Source organism: Nocardia neocaledoniensis (assembly GCF_029868625.1).
Taxonomy (GTDB): Bacteria; Actinomycetota; Actinomycetes; order Mycobacteriales; family Mycobacteriaceae; genus Nocardia; species Nocardia neocaledoniensis_A.
In genome coordinates this window covers 1-17,419 of sequence record NZ_JARWOJ010000318.1, presented here as the reverse complement: position 1 = coordinate 17,419, position 17,419 = coordinate 1, and the positions used below count along the sequence as shown (strand labels likewise).

General features: G+C 69.9%; 17 protein-coding genes, 1 tRNA gene and 2 pseudogenes. 4 read left to right on the top strand and 16 right to left on the bottom strand.

The features are described 5' to 3' along the window. Positions 1 to 185: 185 nt before the first annotated feature. The 11 genes from QH270_RS24010 to QH270_RS23960 all read right to left on the bottom strand — a co-directional run bounded on the left by QH270_RS24010 (position 186) and on the right by QH270_RS23960 (position 9,572). Positions 186 to 674, bottom strand: a complete 489-nt coding sequence (locus QH270_RS24010; protein WP_280346346.1) for an FBP domain-containing protein — start codon at positions 672 to 674, stop codon at positions 186 to 188. Between the two features lie 79 nt (positions 675 to 753). Further along, the gene (locus QH270_RS24005) at positions 754 to 1,995 is read right to left on the bottom strand and encodes a vWA domain-containing protein (RefSeq protein WP_280346345.1); all 1,242 of its coding nucleotides are present in this window, start codon (positions 1,993 to 1,995) and stop codon (positions 754 to 756) included. A gap of 53 nt (positions 1,996 to 2,048) precedes the next feature. After that, positions 2,049 to 2,669 carry a response regulator transcription factor gene (locus QH270_RS24000; protein WP_280346344.1) on the bottom strand — a complete coding sequence of 207 codons (621 nt, stop codon included), beginning with the start codon at positions 2,667 to 2,669 and terminating at the stop codon, positions 2,049 to 2,051. Continuing rightward, positions 2,666 to 3,808: a sensor histidine kinase gene (locus QH270_RS23995; RefSeq protein WP_280346343.1), complete on the bottom strand. Its 1,143-nt coding sequence runs from the start codon at positions 3,806 to 3,808 to the stop codon at positions 2,666 to 2,668. The genes QH270_RS24000 and QH270_RS23995 overlap by 4 nt, the downstream gene beginning before the upstream one ends. Beyond that, complete coding sequence (locus QH270_RS23990; protein ID WP_280346342.1) at positions 3,805 to 4,608, bottom strand: ABC transporter permease; 804 nt, start codon at positions 4,606 to 4,608, stop codon at positions 3,805 to 3,807. The genes QH270_RS23995 and QH270_RS23990 overlap by 4 nt, the downstream gene beginning before the upstream one ends. Next, positions 4,605 to 5,537: an ABC transporter ATP-binding protein gene (locus QH270_RS23985; RefSeq protein WP_280346341.1), complete on the bottom strand. Its 933-nt coding sequence runs from the start codon at positions 5,535 to 5,537 to the stop codon at positions 4,605 to 4,607. Before QH270_RS23985 ends, QH270_RS23990 begins: the two co-directional genes overlap by 4 nt. Before the next feature lie 120 nt (positions 5,538 to 5,657). Next, the gene (locus tag QH270_RS23980; protein ID WP_280346340.1) at positions 5,658 to 6,146 is read right to left on the bottom strand and encodes a DinB family protein; all 489 of its coding nucleotides are present in this window, start codon (positions 6,144 to 6,146) and stop codon (positions 5,658 to 5,660) included. Between the two features lie 76 nt (positions 6,147 to 6,222). Beyond that, positions 6,223 to 7,407 carry an alanine--tRNA ligase-related protein gene (locus QH270_RS23975; protein WP_280346339.1) on the bottom strand — a complete coding sequence of 395 codons (1,185 nt, stop codon included), beginning with the start codon at positions 7,405 to 7,407 and terminating at the stop codon, positions 6,223 to 6,225. Between the two features lie 297 nt (positions 7,408 to 7,704). Further along, positions 7,705 to 7,778, bottom strand: a tRNA-Ile gene (locus QH270_RS23970). Between the two features lie 315 nt (positions 7,779 to 8,093). Further along, positions 8,094 to 9,098: a zinc-binding dehydrogenase gene (locus QH270_RS23965; protein ID WP_280346338.1), complete on the bottom strand. Its 1,005-nt coding sequence runs from the start codon at positions 9,096 to 9,098 to the stop codon at positions 8,094 to 8,096. 90 nt (positions 9,099 to 9,188) lie between these two features. Beyond that, positions 9,189 to 9,572, bottom strand: coding sequence for a hypothetical protein (locus tag QH270_RS23960; protein ID WP_280346337.1), 384 nt, complete (start codon positions 9,570 to 9,572; stop codon positions 9,189 to 9,191). 65 nt (positions 9,573 to 9,637) lie between these two features. On the opposite strand from QH270_RS23960, the gene QH270_RS23955 reads away from it, so the two are divergent. Beyond that, on the top strand, positions 9,638 to 10,150 hold the full coding sequence (locus QH270_RS23955; RefSeq protein ID WP_280346336.1) for a hypothetical protein: 513 nt from the start codon (positions 9,638 to 9,640) through the stop codon (positions 10,148 to 10,150). Here the strand turns inward: QH270_RS23955 and QH270_RS23950 are convergent. The 4 genes from QH270_RS23950 to QH270_RS23935 all read right to left on the bottom strand — a co-directional run bounded on the left by QH270_RS23950 (position 10,147) and on the right by QH270_RS23935 (position 15,084). Next, positions 10,147 to 11,919, bottom strand: a complete 1,773-nt coding sequence (locus tag QH270_RS23950; RefSeq protein WP_280346335.1) for an SDR family oxidoreductase — start codon at positions 11,917 to 11,919, stop codon at positions 10,147 to 10,149. The two genes, QH270_RS23955 and QH270_RS23950, sit on opposite strands and share 4 nt — an antisense overlap. Positions 11,920 to 11,951: 32 nt before the next feature. Continuing rightward, positions 11,952 to 13,058, bottom strand: a complete 1,107-nt coding sequence (locus tag QH270_RS23945; protein WP_280346334.1) for a PDR/VanB family oxidoreductase — start codon at positions 13,056 to 13,058, stop codon at positions 11,952 to 11,954. Further along, complete coding sequence (locus tag QH270_RS23940) at positions 13,055 to 13,957, bottom strand: metal-dependent hydrolase (protein ID WP_280346333.1); 903 nt, start codon at positions 13,955 to 13,957, stop codon at positions 13,055 to 13,057. The genes QH270_RS23945 and QH270_RS23940 overlap by 4 nt, the downstream gene beginning before the upstream one ends. Positions 13,958 to 14,091: 134 nt before the next feature. Continuing rightward, positions 14,092 to 15,084 carry a YdcF family protein gene (locus tag QH270_RS23935; RefSeq protein WP_280346332.1) on the bottom strand — a complete coding sequence of 331 codons (993 nt, stop codon included), beginning with the start codon at positions 15,082 to 15,084 and terminating at the stop codon, positions 14,092 to 14,094. Positions 15,085 to 15,209: 125 nt separating this feature from the next. Between QH270_RS23935 and QH270_RS23930 the strand changes: the two genes are divergently transcribed. The 3 genes and pseudogenes from QH270_RS23930 to QH270_RS23920 all read left to right on the top strand — a co-directional run. Then, positions 15,210 to 15,542: a plasmid stabilization protein gene (locus QH270_RS23930; protein WP_280346331.1), complete on the top strand. Its 333-nt coding sequence runs from the start codon at positions 15,210 to 15,212 to the stop codon at positions 15,540 to 15,542. A 22-nt stretch (positions 15,543 to 15,564) separates the two neighbouring features. Next, a complete protein-coding gene (locus QH270_RS23925) occupies positions 15,565 to 16,524 on the top strand; it encodes a TIGR03557 family F420-dependent LLM class oxidoreductase (RefSeq protein ID WP_280346330.1) in 960 nt (319 codons plus the stop codon). A 22-nt stretch (positions 16,525 to 16,546) separates the two neighbouring features. Then, a pseudogene (locus tag QH270_RS23920) lies at positions 16,547 to 17,242 on the top strand (DUF72 domain-containing protein); the annotation flags it as partial. A 49-nt stretch (positions 17,243 to 17,291) separates the two neighbouring features. Here the strand turns inward: QH270_RS23920 and QH270_RS34555 are convergent. Beyond that, a pseudogene (locus tag QH270_RS34555) lies at positions 17,292 to 17,419 on the bottom strand (prephenate dehydratase); the annotation flags it as partial.

Sequence of the window (17,419 nt, the reverse complement as noted above, 5' to 3'; positions counted from 1 at the left end):
AGGTTTGATCATCGACACACCTCTGAATGGGAGTTGCCGCCGACCTGCGAGAACAGGCCCTCGGGAAGGAGAACGCCCCCTGGGGTTGTTGGGGGTTAATTACACCGGGGCTCGTCCGGGAGAGTTCCGGGTGTCGAGTGTCGGCGCATGGCATCTACCTCCTTGTGCTCGATGGGCCGGGTCGGCTAGGTGTACAGGCGGTCCAGGAAGGCGTACAGGTTCTCGCGCACCCGCTGGGCCTTCTCCTCCGGCGTCAGGTCTTCGCGATACCTACTGCCCAGGGCCGGTCGCTTCTTGTTCCTGGCGTACAGCGAGCACGCCAGATCCGTGCACATGTAGCTGCCGACCGTATTGCCGCGCCGCCCCGACTCCCCCGTCTTGTTGGCGGTCATCAGCGCGACGCCGCCGCCGGTGTGGGTGGTCAGGCAGATCGCGCACATCTGCGTCTTGCCCGAGCCGCCGGTCTCGTGCCGCATCGCGACCGCGACCAGCCGGCCGTCGCGCGGCACGGCGAGATAGCAGCGCCCCGCGTACGACGGGTCGGTCCAGCCGAGGAAGTCCAGATCGTCCCAGGGACGATCGTCGAGATCACGCGGCACGGACAGCCGTTTGGCGTCGCCCTTCGAACAGTTGACGAACGCGGACCTGATGTCGCGTTCGGTGACGGGTTCCATGTGAGTGCCCTTTCGGTTGTCGGTGAACAAACGGTAGACACGCTAACGATGCACCCTGACCACTGACAACCGAGTTTTTTTACCCGCCGACGATGCCCGCGGTGCGCGCCGCGCGGAGCCAGTCGGGGAATTCGCCGAGCAGCCGGCGGTACAGCTCGGCGTCCTCGACGCGGTCGATGTCGTCGATGGCGAAGAAGCCGGCGTTGTCGACGACGCGGCCGTCGAGTTCGTCGAGGGTGCGCAGCACGCCGAAGTTGCCGGTGCCGAGGCCGATGAACTGCCAGAACGCGGGCAGGTGCGCGGCTTCGCGCATGAGGGCGGCGATCTCGCGCTTCTTGGCGAAACCACCGTCGGTGAAGAACAGCACCAGCGTGGGCTCCGTGGTGCCCGCGAGGCTGTCGATGACGGCGCGCATGATCGGGAGTTCGTCGTTGCGCCCGCCCATGGCGTCGTAATCGACGCCGTCGTGGGTGCCGGTCAGGTGCAGGTAGGTCTGGGCCCAGTGCTCACCGGTCGCGACGGTGATGTCGGGCAGCTTCGCGTAGCGCAGCGCGTACAGGTAGGCCTCGAGCGTGCCGTCGTCGTCGAGCTGGGTGGCGATGGGAATCATCCGCTCCACCACCCGGTGCACGGTGCCGCCGCGATACAGCTTCTGCATGCTGCCGGTCTTGTCGATGACCAGGACCACCCGCGCGCGCACGCCGAACGCGCTCTTGTCGATGAGCACCTTGGCGACCTCGCGCTTGCGCAGGTCCAGCCGCGCGCGCTTCTCGAACGACAGCGCCGCCTCCCCCGGCACGGTCCGTATGTCCGGCTGGACCGCGACCTCGGGCTCGTCGTCGACGCTCACCCCGTGATCGGTGACCAGGTCGGCGAACCCGCCCGCGTAGCCCTGGCCGACGGCACGGACCTTCCACTGTGTGTCGCGCCGGTACAACTCGACCGCGATCACCACCGACTCGCGGTCGAGCCCGTCGATCACATACTCGTACAGGGGGTTCCCCGCGGCGTCGGCCACCGAGGCGACCGGCGCGACGGCACCGCCGAAGGTCTCCCCTTCGGTCGCGACCGTGATCACCGCGCGGATCTGCGCGATCTCGGCGGGCACGGCCGCGAACGTCACGACCAGTGCCGCGCCGTCGAGCCGGACACCCGGCGCTGCGGGCTGATTGAAGAACACGAAGTCGGCGTCCGAGCGAACTTTTCCGGCCGAGGTCACCAGCAGCGCCGACAGGTCCGCCGCGACCCCGCCGCGCACGCTCAGCACCACCTCCGGTGGCGTCGGCCCGGCGTTCTGACCCTTCACCAGCGCAGCAGTCACCGCTACTCCCTCATCCGTCGGCCGTGCTGCCCACACCCTAGACCGCGGCGAGCTCAGATCCAGCCCTTCTCCCTGGCTTTGAGGGCGGCTTCGTAGCGGTTGGCGACGCCGAGCTTGCTCATGGCCGAGGACAGGTAGTTGCGCGTGGTGCCGGGTGAGAGATGCGCGCGGCGGGCGATGTCCTCGACCGAGGAACCGTCGGCGGCGAATTCGAGTACGTCCGCCTCGCGGGCGGTGAGCACCGTGTCACCGGCGCTGATCGCCTCGGCGGCGAGTTCGGGATCGACGTAGCGGCCGCCGGTGTGCACGCTGCGGATCACCTCGGCCAGGGTCGCCGCGGAGGTGGTCTTCGGCAGGAATCCGCGCACACCCGCGGCGAGCGCGCGTTTGAGATAGCCGGGCCTGCCGTGACTGGTGACGATCAGCGTGCCGGCGCCCGGCGTGATCCGCTGTAACTCCACCGCGGTGTCGATGCCGTCGAGGCCCGGCATCTGCAGGTCGATGACGGCGACCGCCACCGGCTCCCCCGAAGTCGCGCGCAGGCGCCAGAGTTCGACCAGTTCCGTGCCGGAGCCGACATGGGCGACGACCTCGAGGTCGGCCTCCAGATCGAGCATGGTGGCCAGCGCGGACCGGATGAGGGTCTCGTCGTCGGCGAGGTAGACCGGAATCACAGCTTCTCCCAGTGGATTTCGAGGGCGAACTCGTCGCCGTTCGCGGTGACGTCGAGGGTGGCGCCCACGGCGGCGAGCCGCTCACCGAGACCGCGCAGGCCGGACCGTTCGCCGATCGCGGCGTGCGGACGGTCGTTGCGCAACGACATCCCCGCACCGCCGAGCGCCAGTGTCGCCACCGAGGCTGCCGAGTGCTCCACGATATTGGTGGTGCCCTCGCGCACCACCCAGGCCGCCACCTCGTGATACTGCGGCGGCACCTTGGCCGCGTCACCCTCGACGACGAGTTCGCAGCCCACCGCCGACAGCAGCGACCGCGCGCCGGCCACCTCGCCCCGCAGGTCGATATTGCGGTACCCGCGCACCAGGGTGCGCATCTGACCCATCGACTCGACGGCGAGTACGCGCACCGCTTCCATCTCGGCCTCGGCGCGCTCGTGGTTTCCCGACCGCGACAGCGCCACGGCCAGTTCACTCTTCACCGCGATCGCGGAGAACCCACGGCCGACCACATCGTGCAGGTCGCGCGCGAAGCGCAGGCGTTCCTCGGCGACCTGCAGTTCGGCCTCGACGAGTTTGGCCCGATCGAGTTCGTCGATGATGCCGAGGCCCCACACGGTGAGCGCGGTGACCCCGACGGCGCAGACGCCGGTGAGCAGGAAGACGAACGCGGCTCGCGCTCCGGCGCCCTGTGGCAGGCCGAAGACCACGGCGGTGGCCAGGCCGAGCCCGACCATCACCCACCACCGGTGCCGCAGGAACGGGACGACGGCGAACATGGCGAACAGTGTCGAGAATCCCCCGGCGGCGCGCGCGGTGCCGACGATCGACTCGTCGGCCGACAGGTAGCTGTACGCCGCGCCGCCCACCCACATGGCGGTCAGGAGCGCGGTGCCCACCGGCAGCAGCCACGGCCGCGCCACCCGTCCGTGCACCGTCGCGAACTCCGGTTGCGCCTCCACCGCCATGATCGCGGCGAGCCCGCCGAGCAGGATGACGACCACCACGGGCACCGAGGCCGCGGTGGTCGCCGTCGCGAAGATGACCGCGCCGATGGCCGCCTGGTAGGCCAGCCGCGAGTACAGCCGGAACTTGGCCGGGCCCGACAGCTCGTGCCACCAGGCGGTCCATCGGCTCACCCGCGGTCGTCCCAGCGGAAGCTCTTGCGCGTCAGCGCGAACGCCAGGACGGTCCATAGCGCCAGTGTCGCAAACGGGCGGGCCGACGCGGTGAGTGTGTCGGCGATGCTCAGCACCGGAGCGGACTCGGCCGCTGTCGCCGTCCGGCCCGCGGCGCCGAGGAAGACCAGATCGGAGACAGCGGCGAACGGTGTCCAGTCGGCGAGGGCGGCCAGCCGGTCGGGCAGGATGTTGCGCAGCGACACCATGCCGAGCATGGCCAGGATCATCACCGGCATGGAGGTGATCTGGGCGGCCTCGGCGTTCTTGGTGACCGCGCTGGTGGCCAGGGCGAGCAGCGCGAATACCACGGTGCCGCCGACGAGGGCCGCCACCATGAGCAGCGGGTTCACCGGCGCCGGCGCGCCGGTACCGTAGACGCCCAGCGTGACGACCGCCGTGCAGCCGAGGGTCGCCACAACGCCGGGCACCATGGGCGCGAGCTGGATCTGCCAGTCGGCGGCCTCCCCGGTGCGCAACCGTTTCAGCACGCCCTCCCCGCGGCGGGTCGTGACCATCGACAGCACCGAGTAGTACTGCACGAACAGCAGGGCCATCAGCGCGAGCAGTTCGAAGGCGATCGCCGCCATCGTCGTGGTCGCCTCGTTGTCCTTGCGGACGAGGAAGTAGGTGACCAGCGGGATGCCGATGGGGAACAGGGTGGCCAGGTAGACGAGGGTCTTGTTGCGCCGGAACTGCAGCCACTCGGCTCGGGCGAGGGCGGCGAGCGGACGCGGGCGGGCCGCGGTTGCGGTGGTCATCGGCGTGCTCCGATCAGTTCGGGGGTGTCCGGGCGCGCGCCTGCGATGTCGAGGAAGACCGATTCGAGGGAGGCGGCGCTGGCGTCGACCCCGGCCAACTGGACTCCGGCCTCGCGGGCCCAGGCGAGCAGTTCGAACAGGTGGCCCTGCAGGTCGTCGGTGGTGACGGTGACGCGTTCGCGGGCCTCCACCCGTGCCCCGCGCAGGTGCGGCAGCGGCAGTCCCGGGTGGTCGAAGACGATCCGCGCCGGATGACCGGCGACGATCTCGCGCAATGTGCCGCGCCGCGCGACGGTGCCCTTGTCCATGATGGCGATGCGGTCGGCGAGCGATTCGGCCTCGTCGAGGTAGTGCGTGGTGAGCACCATCGTCACGCCCGCGGCCTTCAGGTCGGTGAGCAATCGCCAAGTACCGCGGCGGCTTTCCGGGTCGAGGCCGGTGGTCGGCTCGTCCAGGAACAGCAGCCGGGGCTGTCCGAGCAGCGCGCAGGCCAGGTCGACGCGCCGCTGCTCGCCACCGGAGAGCGAGCCCACCCGCACCCCGGCGCGCTCGACCAGCCCGACCTGTGCGAGCACGGTGTCGACGGTGGTCGGGTTGCTGCACGTGCCCCGCCACATCTCGAGTGTCTCGACGACGGTCAGTTCGGCGGGCAACCCACCGGACTGCAACATGATGCCGACCTGGGCCCGCACCTGCGCCCGATCGCGCAGCGGGTCGAGCCCGAACACCTCGATCCGCCCCGCCGACGGTGCGACGAGCCCTTCGAGCATGTCCAATGTCGAGGTCTTGCCCGCGCCGTTGGTGCCGAGCAGCGCGAACACCTCCCCCTCGGCGATCTCGAGATCGACCCCTCGAACGGCCTCGAACGCCTGATCCCCACGCCCGTAGCTGCGCCGCAGCCCCCGCGCGGAGACAACGATGTCTGTCATCGCGTTCCCCTTTCTCCTGCCCTCAACGGTGCTCGGCTCGCGCGTTCGCCAGTAGTACGCGCGATCACCGATTCCCGATGAGTTCCGCATGGGTGGGCGATGACAAAAGTCATCCGCGAGTCAGCGGCCAGTGGCGCCGTCGATGAGTTCGCGCAGGATGTCGGCGTGGCCGGCGTGGCGGCCGGTCTCCTCGATCATGTGGGTGAGTGCCCAGCGCAGGGTCGGGGCCGGGCGGTTCGTCTTCGGGCGCGGGACGGCGGCGGTGAGGTCGGTGCAGCCGGCGATGACGGCGTTGGCTTGCGCGACGGTCGCGCGGTACCGGCCGACGATGTCGTCCGCCGTGTCCGTGGGCGACGGCGTGAACGTCGCCTGCCAGTCGGTGACCGTGCGCCCGAGGAACATCGCCGCCTCGACATTCGTCAGATGTTCGAGCAGCCCGAGCAAGGTGGTCCCCGACGGCACCGCCGAGGTCCGGGCCTGCGGCTCCGGCGCCCCCTCGACCTTCGCCGCGATCGAGTCACGCAGATAGTCGAGAAACCCGCGCAGCGTCTCGATTTCACTTCCCCCGGTCCGCGGCGGTGGCGTATCCCGGCGACGACCATTCGACATCGAATTCTCCTCTCGAGGGCGCATCACCGCCGAGCCTAGGCGCGTCGACCAGCGCGCCTGGGCTCGGACCGCTCCGTCAGGTGTCGCCGGGTTCGGACGTCAGGTACATGACGAGGTCACGGGGTAGGCCGTGGGTGTCGTGCAGGTAGCCGTAGTCGTCGTCGGTCAGCGGATCAGTGAACCGGCTGCGGGACAGTACTTTTCGGCCCCGCTCGAGGAGCAGGCGGAATCTGCGTTCCTCGTCGAGCAGGATCGTGCGGATCTCCTCGGGGTGGACGGGTTGCCGGAAGTGGTCGAGGGTGTGGTCGACGAGCTCGACCGGGAGGTCGGACAGGGTGCGGGTGGGATCGTCGCGCCACAGCGTGGTCAGGGTGCGGCGGATCAGCCGGCGCAGGATGTGGCCGCGGCCGGACGGGGAGGGCGTGACGCCGTCGCCGAGGACGACGACGGTCGAGCGCACGTGATCCGACAGCAGACGCAGGGACGGCTCGTCGAGCGGGCCCCAGATCCGGGGCAGGGTCCGCATCCAGGGCTGGAAGAGGTCGATCTCGTAGACCGACCGCGTGTTCTGCAGGAGGCGCACCAACCGCTCCAGGCCGAGGCCGGTGTCGATGCCAGGGTGACGCAGGGGTTCGAGGCTGCCGTCGGGATGCCGCAGGTAGCGCATCATGACGTGGTTCCACACCTCCACCCAGCGGTCGTCGGTGGTCGGGGTGCCCTGCGGCGGGCCGTCGCCGGTCCAGACGAATATTTCCGAGTCGGGTCCGCAGAGGCCGGTCGGACCGTTGGACCACCAGTTCTCGTCCGTGGTCGGGTCGACCGGTACGCCCAGTTCCACCCAGGTGCGCCACGACTCGTGGTCCGGCTCGACCCGGTCGTCGCCGCCGAACACGGTGACCGACATCCGTCCGGGGTCGATGCCGAAGCCGTCCCGCAACAGTTCGAAACCCCAACGCAGACTTCGCGGCCCGTCGTAGTCGCCGAGCGACCAGGACCCGAGCATCTCGAACACGGTGAGGTGGGTGTCGTCGCCCACCTCGTCGAGATCGGTGGTGCGCAGACAGCGCTGCGAGCCGGTGAGCCGCCGCCCCTTCGGATGCGGCCGGCCCATGAGGTAGGGCGTCAACGGGTGCATGCCGGAACTGGTGAACAGCACCGGATCCCCCGGCGGCGGAATGAGCGAACCGCCGGGAATGCGTTCGTGCCCGCGTTCGCGGAAGAAGTCGAGAAAAGTCTGAATGGTCTGTTCTGTGGTGATCATGGTGATTGCTCCATCGAAGGAAGAATCGACCGGAAAACGACCACACGGGCGGAACGGATACCGAAACCGACGCACACCGGCGGACCGTTTCCGGTCGCCGGGAGGGAAAGAAGATCAGGCGGCAGCGACCGGCGAGCGGAGAGCTCGCGCGGTGGCGGTGGTGCGCGATGGATCGACCTTCATGAGACGGCACGGTAGCAAGGACACAGCCGGGAGCACGACCGATTATCGAGCGATCCGGACACTCGTTCCACGCAGCAACCACGGATGGAATATTCGCTGGTCAGAGCGGAGAAGTGGGGCGGGTGGGGCTCGAACCCACGACCAGCGGATTATGAGTCCGCGGCTCTAACCGACTGAGCTACCGCCCCTGGCCGCGGGAGTCCGCGGGCGTGTCGCATGGTACCCGGTGGGGTGCGAGATTGACCACTCGACGAGGGGATAGTTCACGGTGATCGGTCGTCGCGGCGGGCGATGCCGGGGTGACGACCGATCACCGCGAAGCTAACTCCTGTCGGCGCGCTCCCGCGCGCGTTCTCGATCGCGGCGCTCGAGATTTCCCCCTGGATTGCTGGCCAGCTTGATGACACCGCCGACCAGCAGGAGAACCGCAACTATCACTGCGATAACAATCAGTCCCTGCACAGTATGAACTTATCGCGTATTCCGTTGCGGTGCATAATAAGTTACAATGACGCGCCGATCGTCAACAGGGTACGCCCCAGTGCGGCGCGGTTTTCGATGGCCGCGTGCGCCTCGGCGGCCCGCTCGAGCGGGAAAGTCTGCCCGACAATCACTTCCAGCCGGCCCGCAGCGACCTCGCGCTGCGCCCGCCGCGCCAGCGCCTGCCAGTCGACCTCGCCGCCGACGATGTCGAACAGCCCGAGCACCGAGACACCGCGCGCGGCAGCGGCATCGGCGTCGACATCCGCGAAATCACCAGCGGCGGAGCCGTACCCGAGGAACAGGCCCTTGTCGGCGGCCGCGGTGAGCGCGCTACCGCCGATCGCACCGCCCGCGCCGTCGAAGACCAGATCGGCTCCCCCACCGGTGATCTCACGCACCTGATCAGCCCAGCCGTCGAGGGAGTAGTCGACGACCGCGCTCGCGCCGAGCCGCCGCGCGAGCGCCAGCTTGTCGGTGCCCCGCGCGGCGGCGACCACCTTGGCGCCCGCGGCCACCGACAGCTGAGTGAGCAGGGTGCCGAGCCCACCGGCGGCCGCGGTGATCAACACCCAGCTGCCCGGAGCGACGGCGGCGCGGTCGAAGACGGCGAGCCCGGTGCGCCCGTCATGGGCGAGCGCGACGGCCTGCTCGGTGCTCAGCGCGGGGTCGATCTCGACCAGCGTCTCGGCCTTGGCGAGGGACTGCTCGGCGTAGCCGCCGGTCGGCACGCCGCCGCCGATGCCGCTGGCGGCGGTCTGGGTGACCACGCGCTTACCGAGCCAGCTCGGATCGACCTCGGCGCCGACGGCGGTGACGACGCCGCCGATCGCGCCGCCGGGCACATACGGCGGGCTCAGCGGGAAGAAGTCCTGCCCCCAACCGCTGCGCAACCTGGTGTCGAGGAACATCACATCCGCGACCTCGACATCGACGACGACCTCCGCCGAACCCGGCCGGGGCGTGGGGATCTCGCCCACCTCAAGCACTTCCGGCCCACCGAATTCCTTGACCTGCACCGCGCGCATCGTGACTCCTCCATGGTCTGTACCGAACGAAGTCCAGCATGGAACCTGAAGATAAGTTCAGGTCAACCGCGTGCGGCGTGGATCACACGATCAGGAACCGCCACCGCAGCTACTGCTGCTCCCGCCGCCACAACTACTACTCGAGCCGCCGCCACAACTACTGCTCGAGCCCCCGCCACAACTACTGCTGGAGCCGCCACCGCAACCGCTGCTCGAGCCACCACCGCAACCGCCGGTGGACCCACCGCGGCAACCGCTGTTCGACGACCCACCACCGCACCCCGGCCCGTGCTCGTGCGGCGGACTCGAGGAGCCGCCGTACACGCCGTAGGTGCCCGCCGACCAGCCCGGGTCGACGGCCCGGCGACGGCTCCTCGGGTCGGTCCGCCCGGCCAGCGAGATCACGAGCGCGACCAGCCCCGCGACAGCCAGCCCCGCGAGCAGGACGAACAGGATGATCAGCATCAACACCATCTCAGCAGGCTAGCCGCCGACGGCGACCTCGACACCACCGCGCGTAGTGGCCTTACAGTGAATTCGTGGTGCTCTCGTTCCTGCGACGCGGTCCGCGACCGATCGATCTCGACGTGGTCGACCGTGTCGTCGCCGATCTGCGGTTCCCCGACGCGATCTTCAAGACCTGTCCCTGGCAACCGCGCGACCTCGTCGAAACCGGTCTGCGCCAATGGTTGCGCTGCTGCGGCGCGGCCATGCGTGACGACCAGGTGATCGGCATGCCCTCGCACGCCGTCGACGAGGCCTGGCACGGATTCATCTTGTGCACCCAGCAGTACGCGCGCTTCTGCGCCGACGCGTACGGCCGATTCCTGCACCACTTCCCCGACGGTGCGGGCGACAGCGCACCAGACCACGGGTCGATGATCGACCAGCTCGGCCGCACCGTGGTGGCCTGGTCGATGGTGGCCGCGCCCGGCGAGGACTGCGTGCTGTGGGACCTGGACCGCCACGTCGGCGTCGAGAACCCCTGGGGCGTGGACGCCCGGCACGTCGCCGCCGTCGAGGAGCGACTGCGCCGGGCCGACCTCGCCTAGACCAGCTTCATCCGGCGGGCCGCGAACCGCACCGCACCGGGGGCGATCCGGTTGGCCCGGTACTGCAGCCAGGACTCCGGGGTCACCGGCACGATGTCGCGGCGCTTGCGCACCGCCTTCACGATCTGCGCGGCGACCCGGTCGGGGGTGTAGCCGCGCCGCTCGTAGAGCTTGTCGAACTTCGACTGCGTGGCCGCCTCCTCCTCGGCGGAGACACCCGAGATCCGGGTGGTGGCAACGATATTGGTGTGCACGATGCCGGGGCACACCGTCGAGACCGAGATGCCGCGATCGGCCAGTTCGGCTCGCAGGCAGTCGGAGAACATGAACACCGCCGACTTGCTGGTGGCATAGGCGGCCATGTCACGCTGCGGGCTGTAGGCGGCCATGCTGGACAGGTTCACGATGTGGCCACCGAGGCCGCGCTCGGCCATCGCGGCGCCGAACGCCCGGCAGCCGTGCACCACACCGTCGAGGTTGATCCGCAGCACCCGATCGAACTCCTCGGTCGGGGTGTCGAGGAACGCGCCCGCCTGGCCGACGCCCGCGTTGTTGATCAGGATGTCGGGCACACCGTGGGTGGCGATCACCGTCTCGGCGTGCGCGCGCACCGCGTCCTCGTTCGACACGTCGAGCGAATAGGAATGCGCCACACCGCCTTCGGCGGCGACCAGTTCGGCGGTCTCCTTGGCGGCGTTCTCGTTCACGTCCGAGACCACGAGCTCGGCGCCGAGGCGGGCGAAGGCCAGCGCGGTCTCGCGGCCGATGCCGCTGCCCGCGCCGGTGACGACCACCAGGTTGTCGTCGAACTCGCGCCGGGTGCGGCCGACCTCGGCCCTGGCCAGCCCGCGTGGGATGCCGTTGCCCGCGAGCGCGTCGATCAGTTCGGTGGTCGCGGTGGCCAGCAGTTCCGGATGCGAGAACGGCATCCAGTGCCCGGCGGGCACGTCGCGTCGCCAGAGGCGATCGGTCCACTTGCCCGAGTCGTCGTAGCCCGCGGGCCGCACGGCGACGTCGCGGCCCGCCACGATCAGCTGCACCGGCACCTCGGTGCGCCGCTCGCGCGGCGAGAGCATGCGCTGGACGATGTTGGCGCGGTAGATGAGCAGTCCGTCGACCATGTCGCGGCGGAACGTCGGGCCGAGCCGCACGTTGCTCGGCGCGGTGTCGTTCATCAGGGAAACCGCGCGCTGCCAGACCTTTTCGGTGCCGATCGCGGTGAAGGTGGCACGCGGCAGCACCGGCGTCATGAAGAAGGCGGTGTAGGCCGAGGACAGCGCCTGGGTGATCGGCTGCCAGATGTTGCGCGGGGTCGGCCGGGACAGCCGGTCGCGCACCCACGCGGCGAGGTGGTCCAGATTCGGCCCGGACACGGAGGTGAACGAGGCGACACGGTCGGTGGACCGCGGTTCGCACACCGCCTCCCACACCTGCACCGAGCCCCAGTCGTGGGCCAGCACGTGCACGGGGCGGTCGGGGCTCACCGCGTCGATCACGGCGTAGAAGTCGCGGGCCAGTTCGTCGAGGCGGAAGTCGGCGGTGCGCTGGGTGCGGGTCGACTCACCGTGGCCGCGGGTGTCGTAGGCGACCACGTGGAACCGTGTGGCCAGCAGGGGAATCACCTTGTCCCACAGGTGATGGGTGTCGGGCCAGCCGTGCACCAGCACGACGGTGTCGGCGGCGGCGTCACCGTATTCGAAGACGGCGAGGTCGAAATCGCCGTTGCGGACGGTGCGCCGGTTCACGGGCGCTGGGGTGTCGGTGGTCATGTCTGTTCGGACTCCTTGTCCTGGAATGGAACTCACAGGTCGAGCACCAATCGCTCACCGTGCGAACGGGAGACACAGGCGAGCATCGCACCGGCGGCGTGTTCGTCGGCGGACAGTGTGTTCTCCCGGTGGTCGGGGTCGCCCGCCAGTACCCGCACCACACAGGTCCGGCAGAAGCCCTGGCGGCACGAGTACGGCTGCTCGGGGCGGGCGGCGAGGATGACGTCGAGGGCGCTGCGGTCGGCGGGCACCTCGAGCACCGTGCCGGAGGCGGCGAGCTCGATCTCGAAGGCGGTGCCGTTCACGATCGGCGGCGGCGAGAACCGTTCGAAATGCAGTTCGACCTCGGGCATCGTGCGCACGGCGGCGACGATCGCCGAGGTCATCGGGGTCGGACCGCACGCGTACACGGCGGTGCCCGGCCCGACGCCGGGCAGCAGCGCCGACGCGTCGGGCAGGCCGTGCTCGTCGTCGGTACGCACCCGCACGTGCTCACCGAAGTCCGCCAGCTCGCTCAGGAACGGGATGGTGTCGCGCGAGCGACCGGTGTAGACCATGGTCCACGGCACGCCGAGCCGGTGCGCGAGCCGCGCCATCGGCAGGATCGGGGTGATGCCGATGCCGCCTGCCACGAAATGCAGGCGCTCGGCGGGCGAGCCGTGGCCCGGTACCGCGAACGGGAAGGCGTTGCGCGGGCCGCGGACCACGAATTCGCTGCCGACTCGCAGCTCGTCGTGCACCTCGACCGAACCTCCGCCGCCGTCGGGGATGCGGCGCACCGCGATCCGGTAGGCGCGGGTGTCGGCCGGGTCGCCGCACAGCGAGTACTGACGCAGGCGGCCGGAGGGCAGCTCGAGATCCAGGTGCGCGCCCGCCCGCCACGCGGGCAGCTCGCGGCCGTCCGGCGCGGCCAGCCGCAAGCTCACCACGTCCTGATCATGGGCGACGATCCGCCGCTCGGTGACCACCACGGGGAACCGGCGATCGTCGACGCGCGGGCGCAGGTCACGGCGATTGATCAGCGAGCTCCAGCGCAGCCGGGCCGTCGCGATCGCGTCGAGCACCCTGGTGCCGGGATCGTGCCGATGCTTGCCGTACAGGTCGCCGGGCAGCGCGTCCGGCACCTCGCGCACGGTCACGAGGCCGCGGCCCGCGCGGCGGGCGACTGGGCGAGGTAGGCGACGGCCTGCGCGGTCGAACCGACGTTCTCCGGGCTGTAGCCGGGCTGGAACGTCGACAGCGCGCTGACCAGCAGCGACGGGATGCCCGGCAGCGCGCCACGCCACATCGCGCCGAGCACCGAGGCGATGACGCGCGGATAGCCGTGGTCGGGCAGCCGCGGATCCTGGTGCACCAGGAACTTCGCGCCGCGCACCACCAGGGCGATGAAGATCGGGAACACCAGCATCATCGAGGCGCAGCGCCGCACGTAGCCGACGCCGAAGTACTCGGCGACATCGTGGGCGACGTTGCGGTGCTCGACCTCCTCGGCGCCGTGCCAGCGGAACAGGTCGGCCATGCGCGGGTCGGCGCCGAACTTCTCCAGGTCGGCGTTGATCACCCAGTCGCCGAGCCAGGCGAAGAAGTGCTCGAGGCAGGCGATGAACGCCAGCCGCTCGACCAGCATCTGCCTGCCGGCGCGATCGTCGCCACCGCGGGGGCCCAGCGTCTTGCGGAACAGGTATTCCATCTGCCGCACATAGGGTTCGGCGTCGATGCCGTTGGCAACGAGAACCTCGCGCAGGACCTTCTCGTGGGTCTCCGCGTGCATGGACTCCTGCCCGATGAAGCCGAGCATGTCCTCGCGCAGCTTCTCGTCCTTCACGTAGGCCAGCGCCTCGCGATAGGTGACGATGAACATGCGCTCGCCTTCGGGCAGCAGCATGTTCAACGCGCTGATCAGGTGTGACGCGTAGGGTTCCGCCGACATCCAGTGCAGGTCGACAGCCGACCAGTCGAAGGCCACATTGCGGGCCTGCAGCGCGACCTTTCCCGGATCCAGTTCCGGTCGCCGCGCGCTACGCCGAAGCAACTTCATCGGTACTCCTCGTCCTCCCGCACGATGCTCGTCCGAGCACCCGGCGCGCCGCTGCGCCGGTGGTGCGGTTGGCCCAATGATACACATATGTAGTATTCGAAGTAACACTTAATTCGGGTCGATTCGGACGCCGCTCAGCAGGCGAACGCCACCACGATCGGCAGGGCGGCGAACATCGCGCCGAGCACGCTGTTGAGCGTCTTGTGTTCGGCCAGGATCCCGACGTACTCGCGCAGCAACGCACTCGGCAGGTAGTAGCGCGCGGTCGGCGCACCGGTCGCCTGAGCGTCGATGCCCACCGCGCGGGCGAGCAGCGCGGTGCGCAGCACGTGGAAATCGCTGGTCACCAGCACGATGTCGTGCTCGATCCCATGCCGGACCAGCAGTTCCTTGCTGAACAGCAGATTCTCGCGGGTCGTCGTCGATCGGTCCTCGGGCAGGATCTGCGTGACCGGCACCCCGTGCTCGACGAGATAGGCGGTCATGGCCGCGGCCTCGGAGACCTTCTCGTCGGAACCCTTGCCGCCGCTGGGCACCAGGACCGGAGCGCGGCCGGTGCGCACGGCCGCCCGGATGCCGAGCGCTCGATCGAGTCTGCTCGCCAGCAGCGGCGGCACCCGGTCGCCGAGCAGCCCCGAGCCGTGCACGACGATCGCGGCGGCGGCATCGGTCCGGGTGAACATGCCGTAGACCACCGAATAGAGCAGAAACGCGGCGAGCACGAAACCCAGATAGGACGCGACGAGAACCACCGCGAGCAGAACTACGACGAGCACCGCCCACTCCGCCACGACCGCGACGACCAGCAGCGCGTACGGCACCAGCAGCGCCAGGCCGAGCCCGAGCGAGAGCAGGTTCGCGACCCGGATTCCCTCCCGGCGCAGCATCACCACACCGTTGAGCAGCAGCAGTCCGGCCAGCACGAGCACCAGTAGCGGCGAGAGCGCCAGGGCCAGTGCCACCAGGATCTCCGGCCCGGCCCCCTCGGCGCCGGACGCCGTCAGCGCCCCGCCCGCGCACAGGAGTCCGAGCAGCAACAGCACGCCGTTGCCGAAGCACCTGCGCTCCCGGCGGAAACACACCGCGAACGCACCGAGCAGTACCGCACCGATCGCCAGCAAGATCACCGCGCCACCCTATCCGGCTATTCGCGAGCAATCGCGGCGCGCCGGGCTCACCAGTGCTGTTTCCGTTCGCGGCGCCCGGGTAGACGGCAGACAGAAGCACCCGTCGAGACGAGGAGGTGTCAGCGATGCCGCAGCAAGCATGGAGTGACAAGCGCGAACGGCAGTACAAGCACATCAAGGAGTCGCAGCGCGAGAAGGGCGTCGGCGAGGACAGGGCCGAGGAGATCGCGGCGCGCACGGTGAACAAGAACCGGGCGCAATCCGGCGAATCGAAGCGGTCGAGCAAGCTCTCGCGCACCGACACCTCGCCGCAGAAGCGTGGCGGTCAGCGCGCCCATCGCAAGGGACCGCGCGGACTGACCCGTGACCAGCTCTACGAGGAAGCGCGCAAGCGCAACATCGACGGCCGCTCGAAGATGAACAAGCAGGAACTGGCCCACGCCCTCGGCCGCGACTGACCAACGCAACGAAAGGCGCGCCATGCAGATCGGATTCAAGTTGGCCGCCGAGGCGTTCGGCCCGAGCGAGCTGGTACGCCAAGCCGTTCGGGCCGAGGCCGCCGGCTTCGACTTCGTCGAGATGAGCGATCACTTCCATCCGTGGCTCGACGAGCAGGGCCACTCCCCCTTCGTGTGGTCGGTGCTCGGCACCCTGGCCGCCCGCACCGAACGGATCGGCCTCGCCACGGGCGTCACCTGCCCGATCATCCGCTACCACCCCGCGATCGTGGCGCAGGCCGCCGCGACCACCGCCCTGCTCTCCGACGGGCGCTTCACCCTCGGCATCGGCTCGGGTGAACGGCTCAACGAGCACATCGTCGGCCGCGAGTTCCCGCCCGTCGCGACGCGGCAGGCGATGCTGCGCGAGGCGCTCGAGATCATCCGGCTGCTCTGGCAGGGCGGGTATCGCAGCTACGACGGCCGCTACCTGTCGCTGTCGGACGCGCGGGTGTTCGACCTGCCCGACCGGCTGCCCGACATCGCGGTGGCGGCGGGCGGCGCCGCGGCCGCCCGGATCGCCGCCGAACTCGGCGACGGGCTGTTCAGCACGGAACCGAACGCCGAACTCGTACGGACCTATCAGCAGGAGGGCGGCACCGGCCCGCGCTACGCCGAACTCGGCGTCGCCTTCGCCGAGACCGAGCGCGACGCCGCGGCCGCCGCGCTGTCGACCAACCGCTGGGCGGTCGGCGGCTGGAAGGTGATGAGCGAGCTGCCCAATCCGGCGAACTTCGCCGCCGCGACGACGACCGTGCGCGAGGACGACATGCTCGACGCCTTCGTCTGCGGCAACGACCCCAAACGCTATGTCGAGGCGGTGCGGCAGTACACCGACGCGGGATTCGATCGCGTGGTCCTGATGAACGCCGGCCCGGACATGGACGCGTTCCTCGACTTCTACGCGAGCGAACTCGACCCGCTCCTGCGCGCCCCCGGCTGAACCAGGAAAGGTAGGTGACGCGGTGATCCGCGTCGGAACCTCCGGCTGGCAGTACCGCGACTGGCGCGGTCTGCTGTATCCGGACCGCTTGCCGGTGCGCCGCTGGCTCGAGCACTACGCCGAGTCCTTCGCGACGGTCGAATCCAACAATGCCTTCTACCGGCTGCCGAGCCGGGACACCTTCGGCGACTGGCGCACCCGCACGCCGAAGGACTTCCTGGTCTCGGTGAAGGCCAGCCGCTATCTCACGCACATCAAGCGCCTGCGCGATCCGGCGGAACCGGTGCGCAGGCTGCTGGACCGGGTCGACGGGCTGGGCGGCAAACTCGGCCCGATCCTGTTGCAGCTGCCGCCGACCCTGCGCGCGGACGCGCCCCTGCTGGACGACTGCCTGAGCTGTTTCCCGCGGTCGGTGCGGGTGGCGGTGGAACCGCGCCACGAATCCTGGTGGACCGACGACGTCCGCGAGGTACTCCAATCGCACGGCGCCGCCCTGGCCTGGGCCGATCGGGATTCGCATCCGGTCACGCCGCGCTGGCGCACCACCGACTGGGCCTACCTGCGGCTGCACGCGGGCCGCGCCTACCCGCCGCCGCACTACGGCCGTCAGGCCCTCGACAGCTGGGTGCACCGGCTGCTCGACAACTGGCCCGCCGACGCCGACCTGCACGTCTACTTCAACAACGACCCGGGCGGGGCGGCCGGCGGCGCCGCGCTCACCATCGCCCGGCGGGCCCACCCGGCCCGCGCGCCCGGCCCCCCGGGGGGGGGGGTAGCGGCCCGCGGGCGGCGCCCCGCCGGGGGGGGGCCCCGGCCTCGACCGGGCCGTCGAAGGCCCCCGAGTTCTCGAACTTCGCCAGAGCCATTTCGGTGAAGGTCCCCGATGGCCCGAAAT

Excerpts from the sequence above, each read along its gene's own strand:
- QH270_RS23975 (WP_280346339.1), bottom strand. The coding sequence starts at position 7,407 with ATGATCACCACAGAACAGACCATTCAGACTTTTCTCGACTTCTTCCGC.
- QH270_RS23990 (WP_280346342.1), bottom strand. The coding sequence starts at position 4,608 with ATGACCACCGCAACCGCGGCCCGCCCGCGTCCGCTCGCCGCCCTCGCC.
- QH270_RS23960 (WP_280346337.1), bottom strand. The coding sequence starts at position 9,572 with ATGGTGTTGATGCTGATCATCCTGTTCGTCCTGCTCGCGGGGCTGGCT.
- QH270_RS23980 (WP_280346340.1), bottom strand. The coding sequence starts at position 6,146 with ATGTCGAATGGTCGTCGCCGGGATACGCCACCGCCGCGGACCGGGGGA.
- QH270_RS23985 (WP_280346341.1), bottom strand. The coding sequence starts at position 5,537 with ATGACAGACATCGTTGTCTCCGCGCGGGGGCTGCGGCGCAGCTACGGG.
- QH270_RS24010 (WP_280346346.1), bottom strand. The coding sequence starts at position 674 with ATGGAACCCGTCACCGAACGCGACATCAGGTCCGCGTTCGTCAACTGT.
- QH270_RS23930 (WP_280346331.1), top strand. The coding sequence starts at position 15,210 with ATGCCGCAGCAAGCATGGAGTGACAAGCGCGAACGGCAGTACAAGCAC.
- QH270_RS23925 (WP_280346330.1), top strand. The coding sequence starts at position 15,565 with ATGCAGATCGGATTCAAGTTGGCCGCCGAGGCGTTCGGCCCGAGCGAG.
- QH270_RS23950 (WP_280346335.1), bottom strand. The coding sequence starts at position 11,919 with ATGACCACCGACACCCCAGCGCCCGTGAACCGGCGCACCGTCCGCAAC.
- QH270_RS23940 (WP_280346333.1), bottom strand. The coding sequence starts at position 13,957 with ATGAAGTTGCTTCGGCGTAGCGCGCGGCGACCGGAACTGGATCCGGGA.
- QH270_RS23965 (WP_280346338.1), bottom strand. The coding sequence starts at position 9,098 with ATGCGCGCGGTGCAGGTCAAGGAATTCGGTGGGCCGGAAGTGCTTGAG.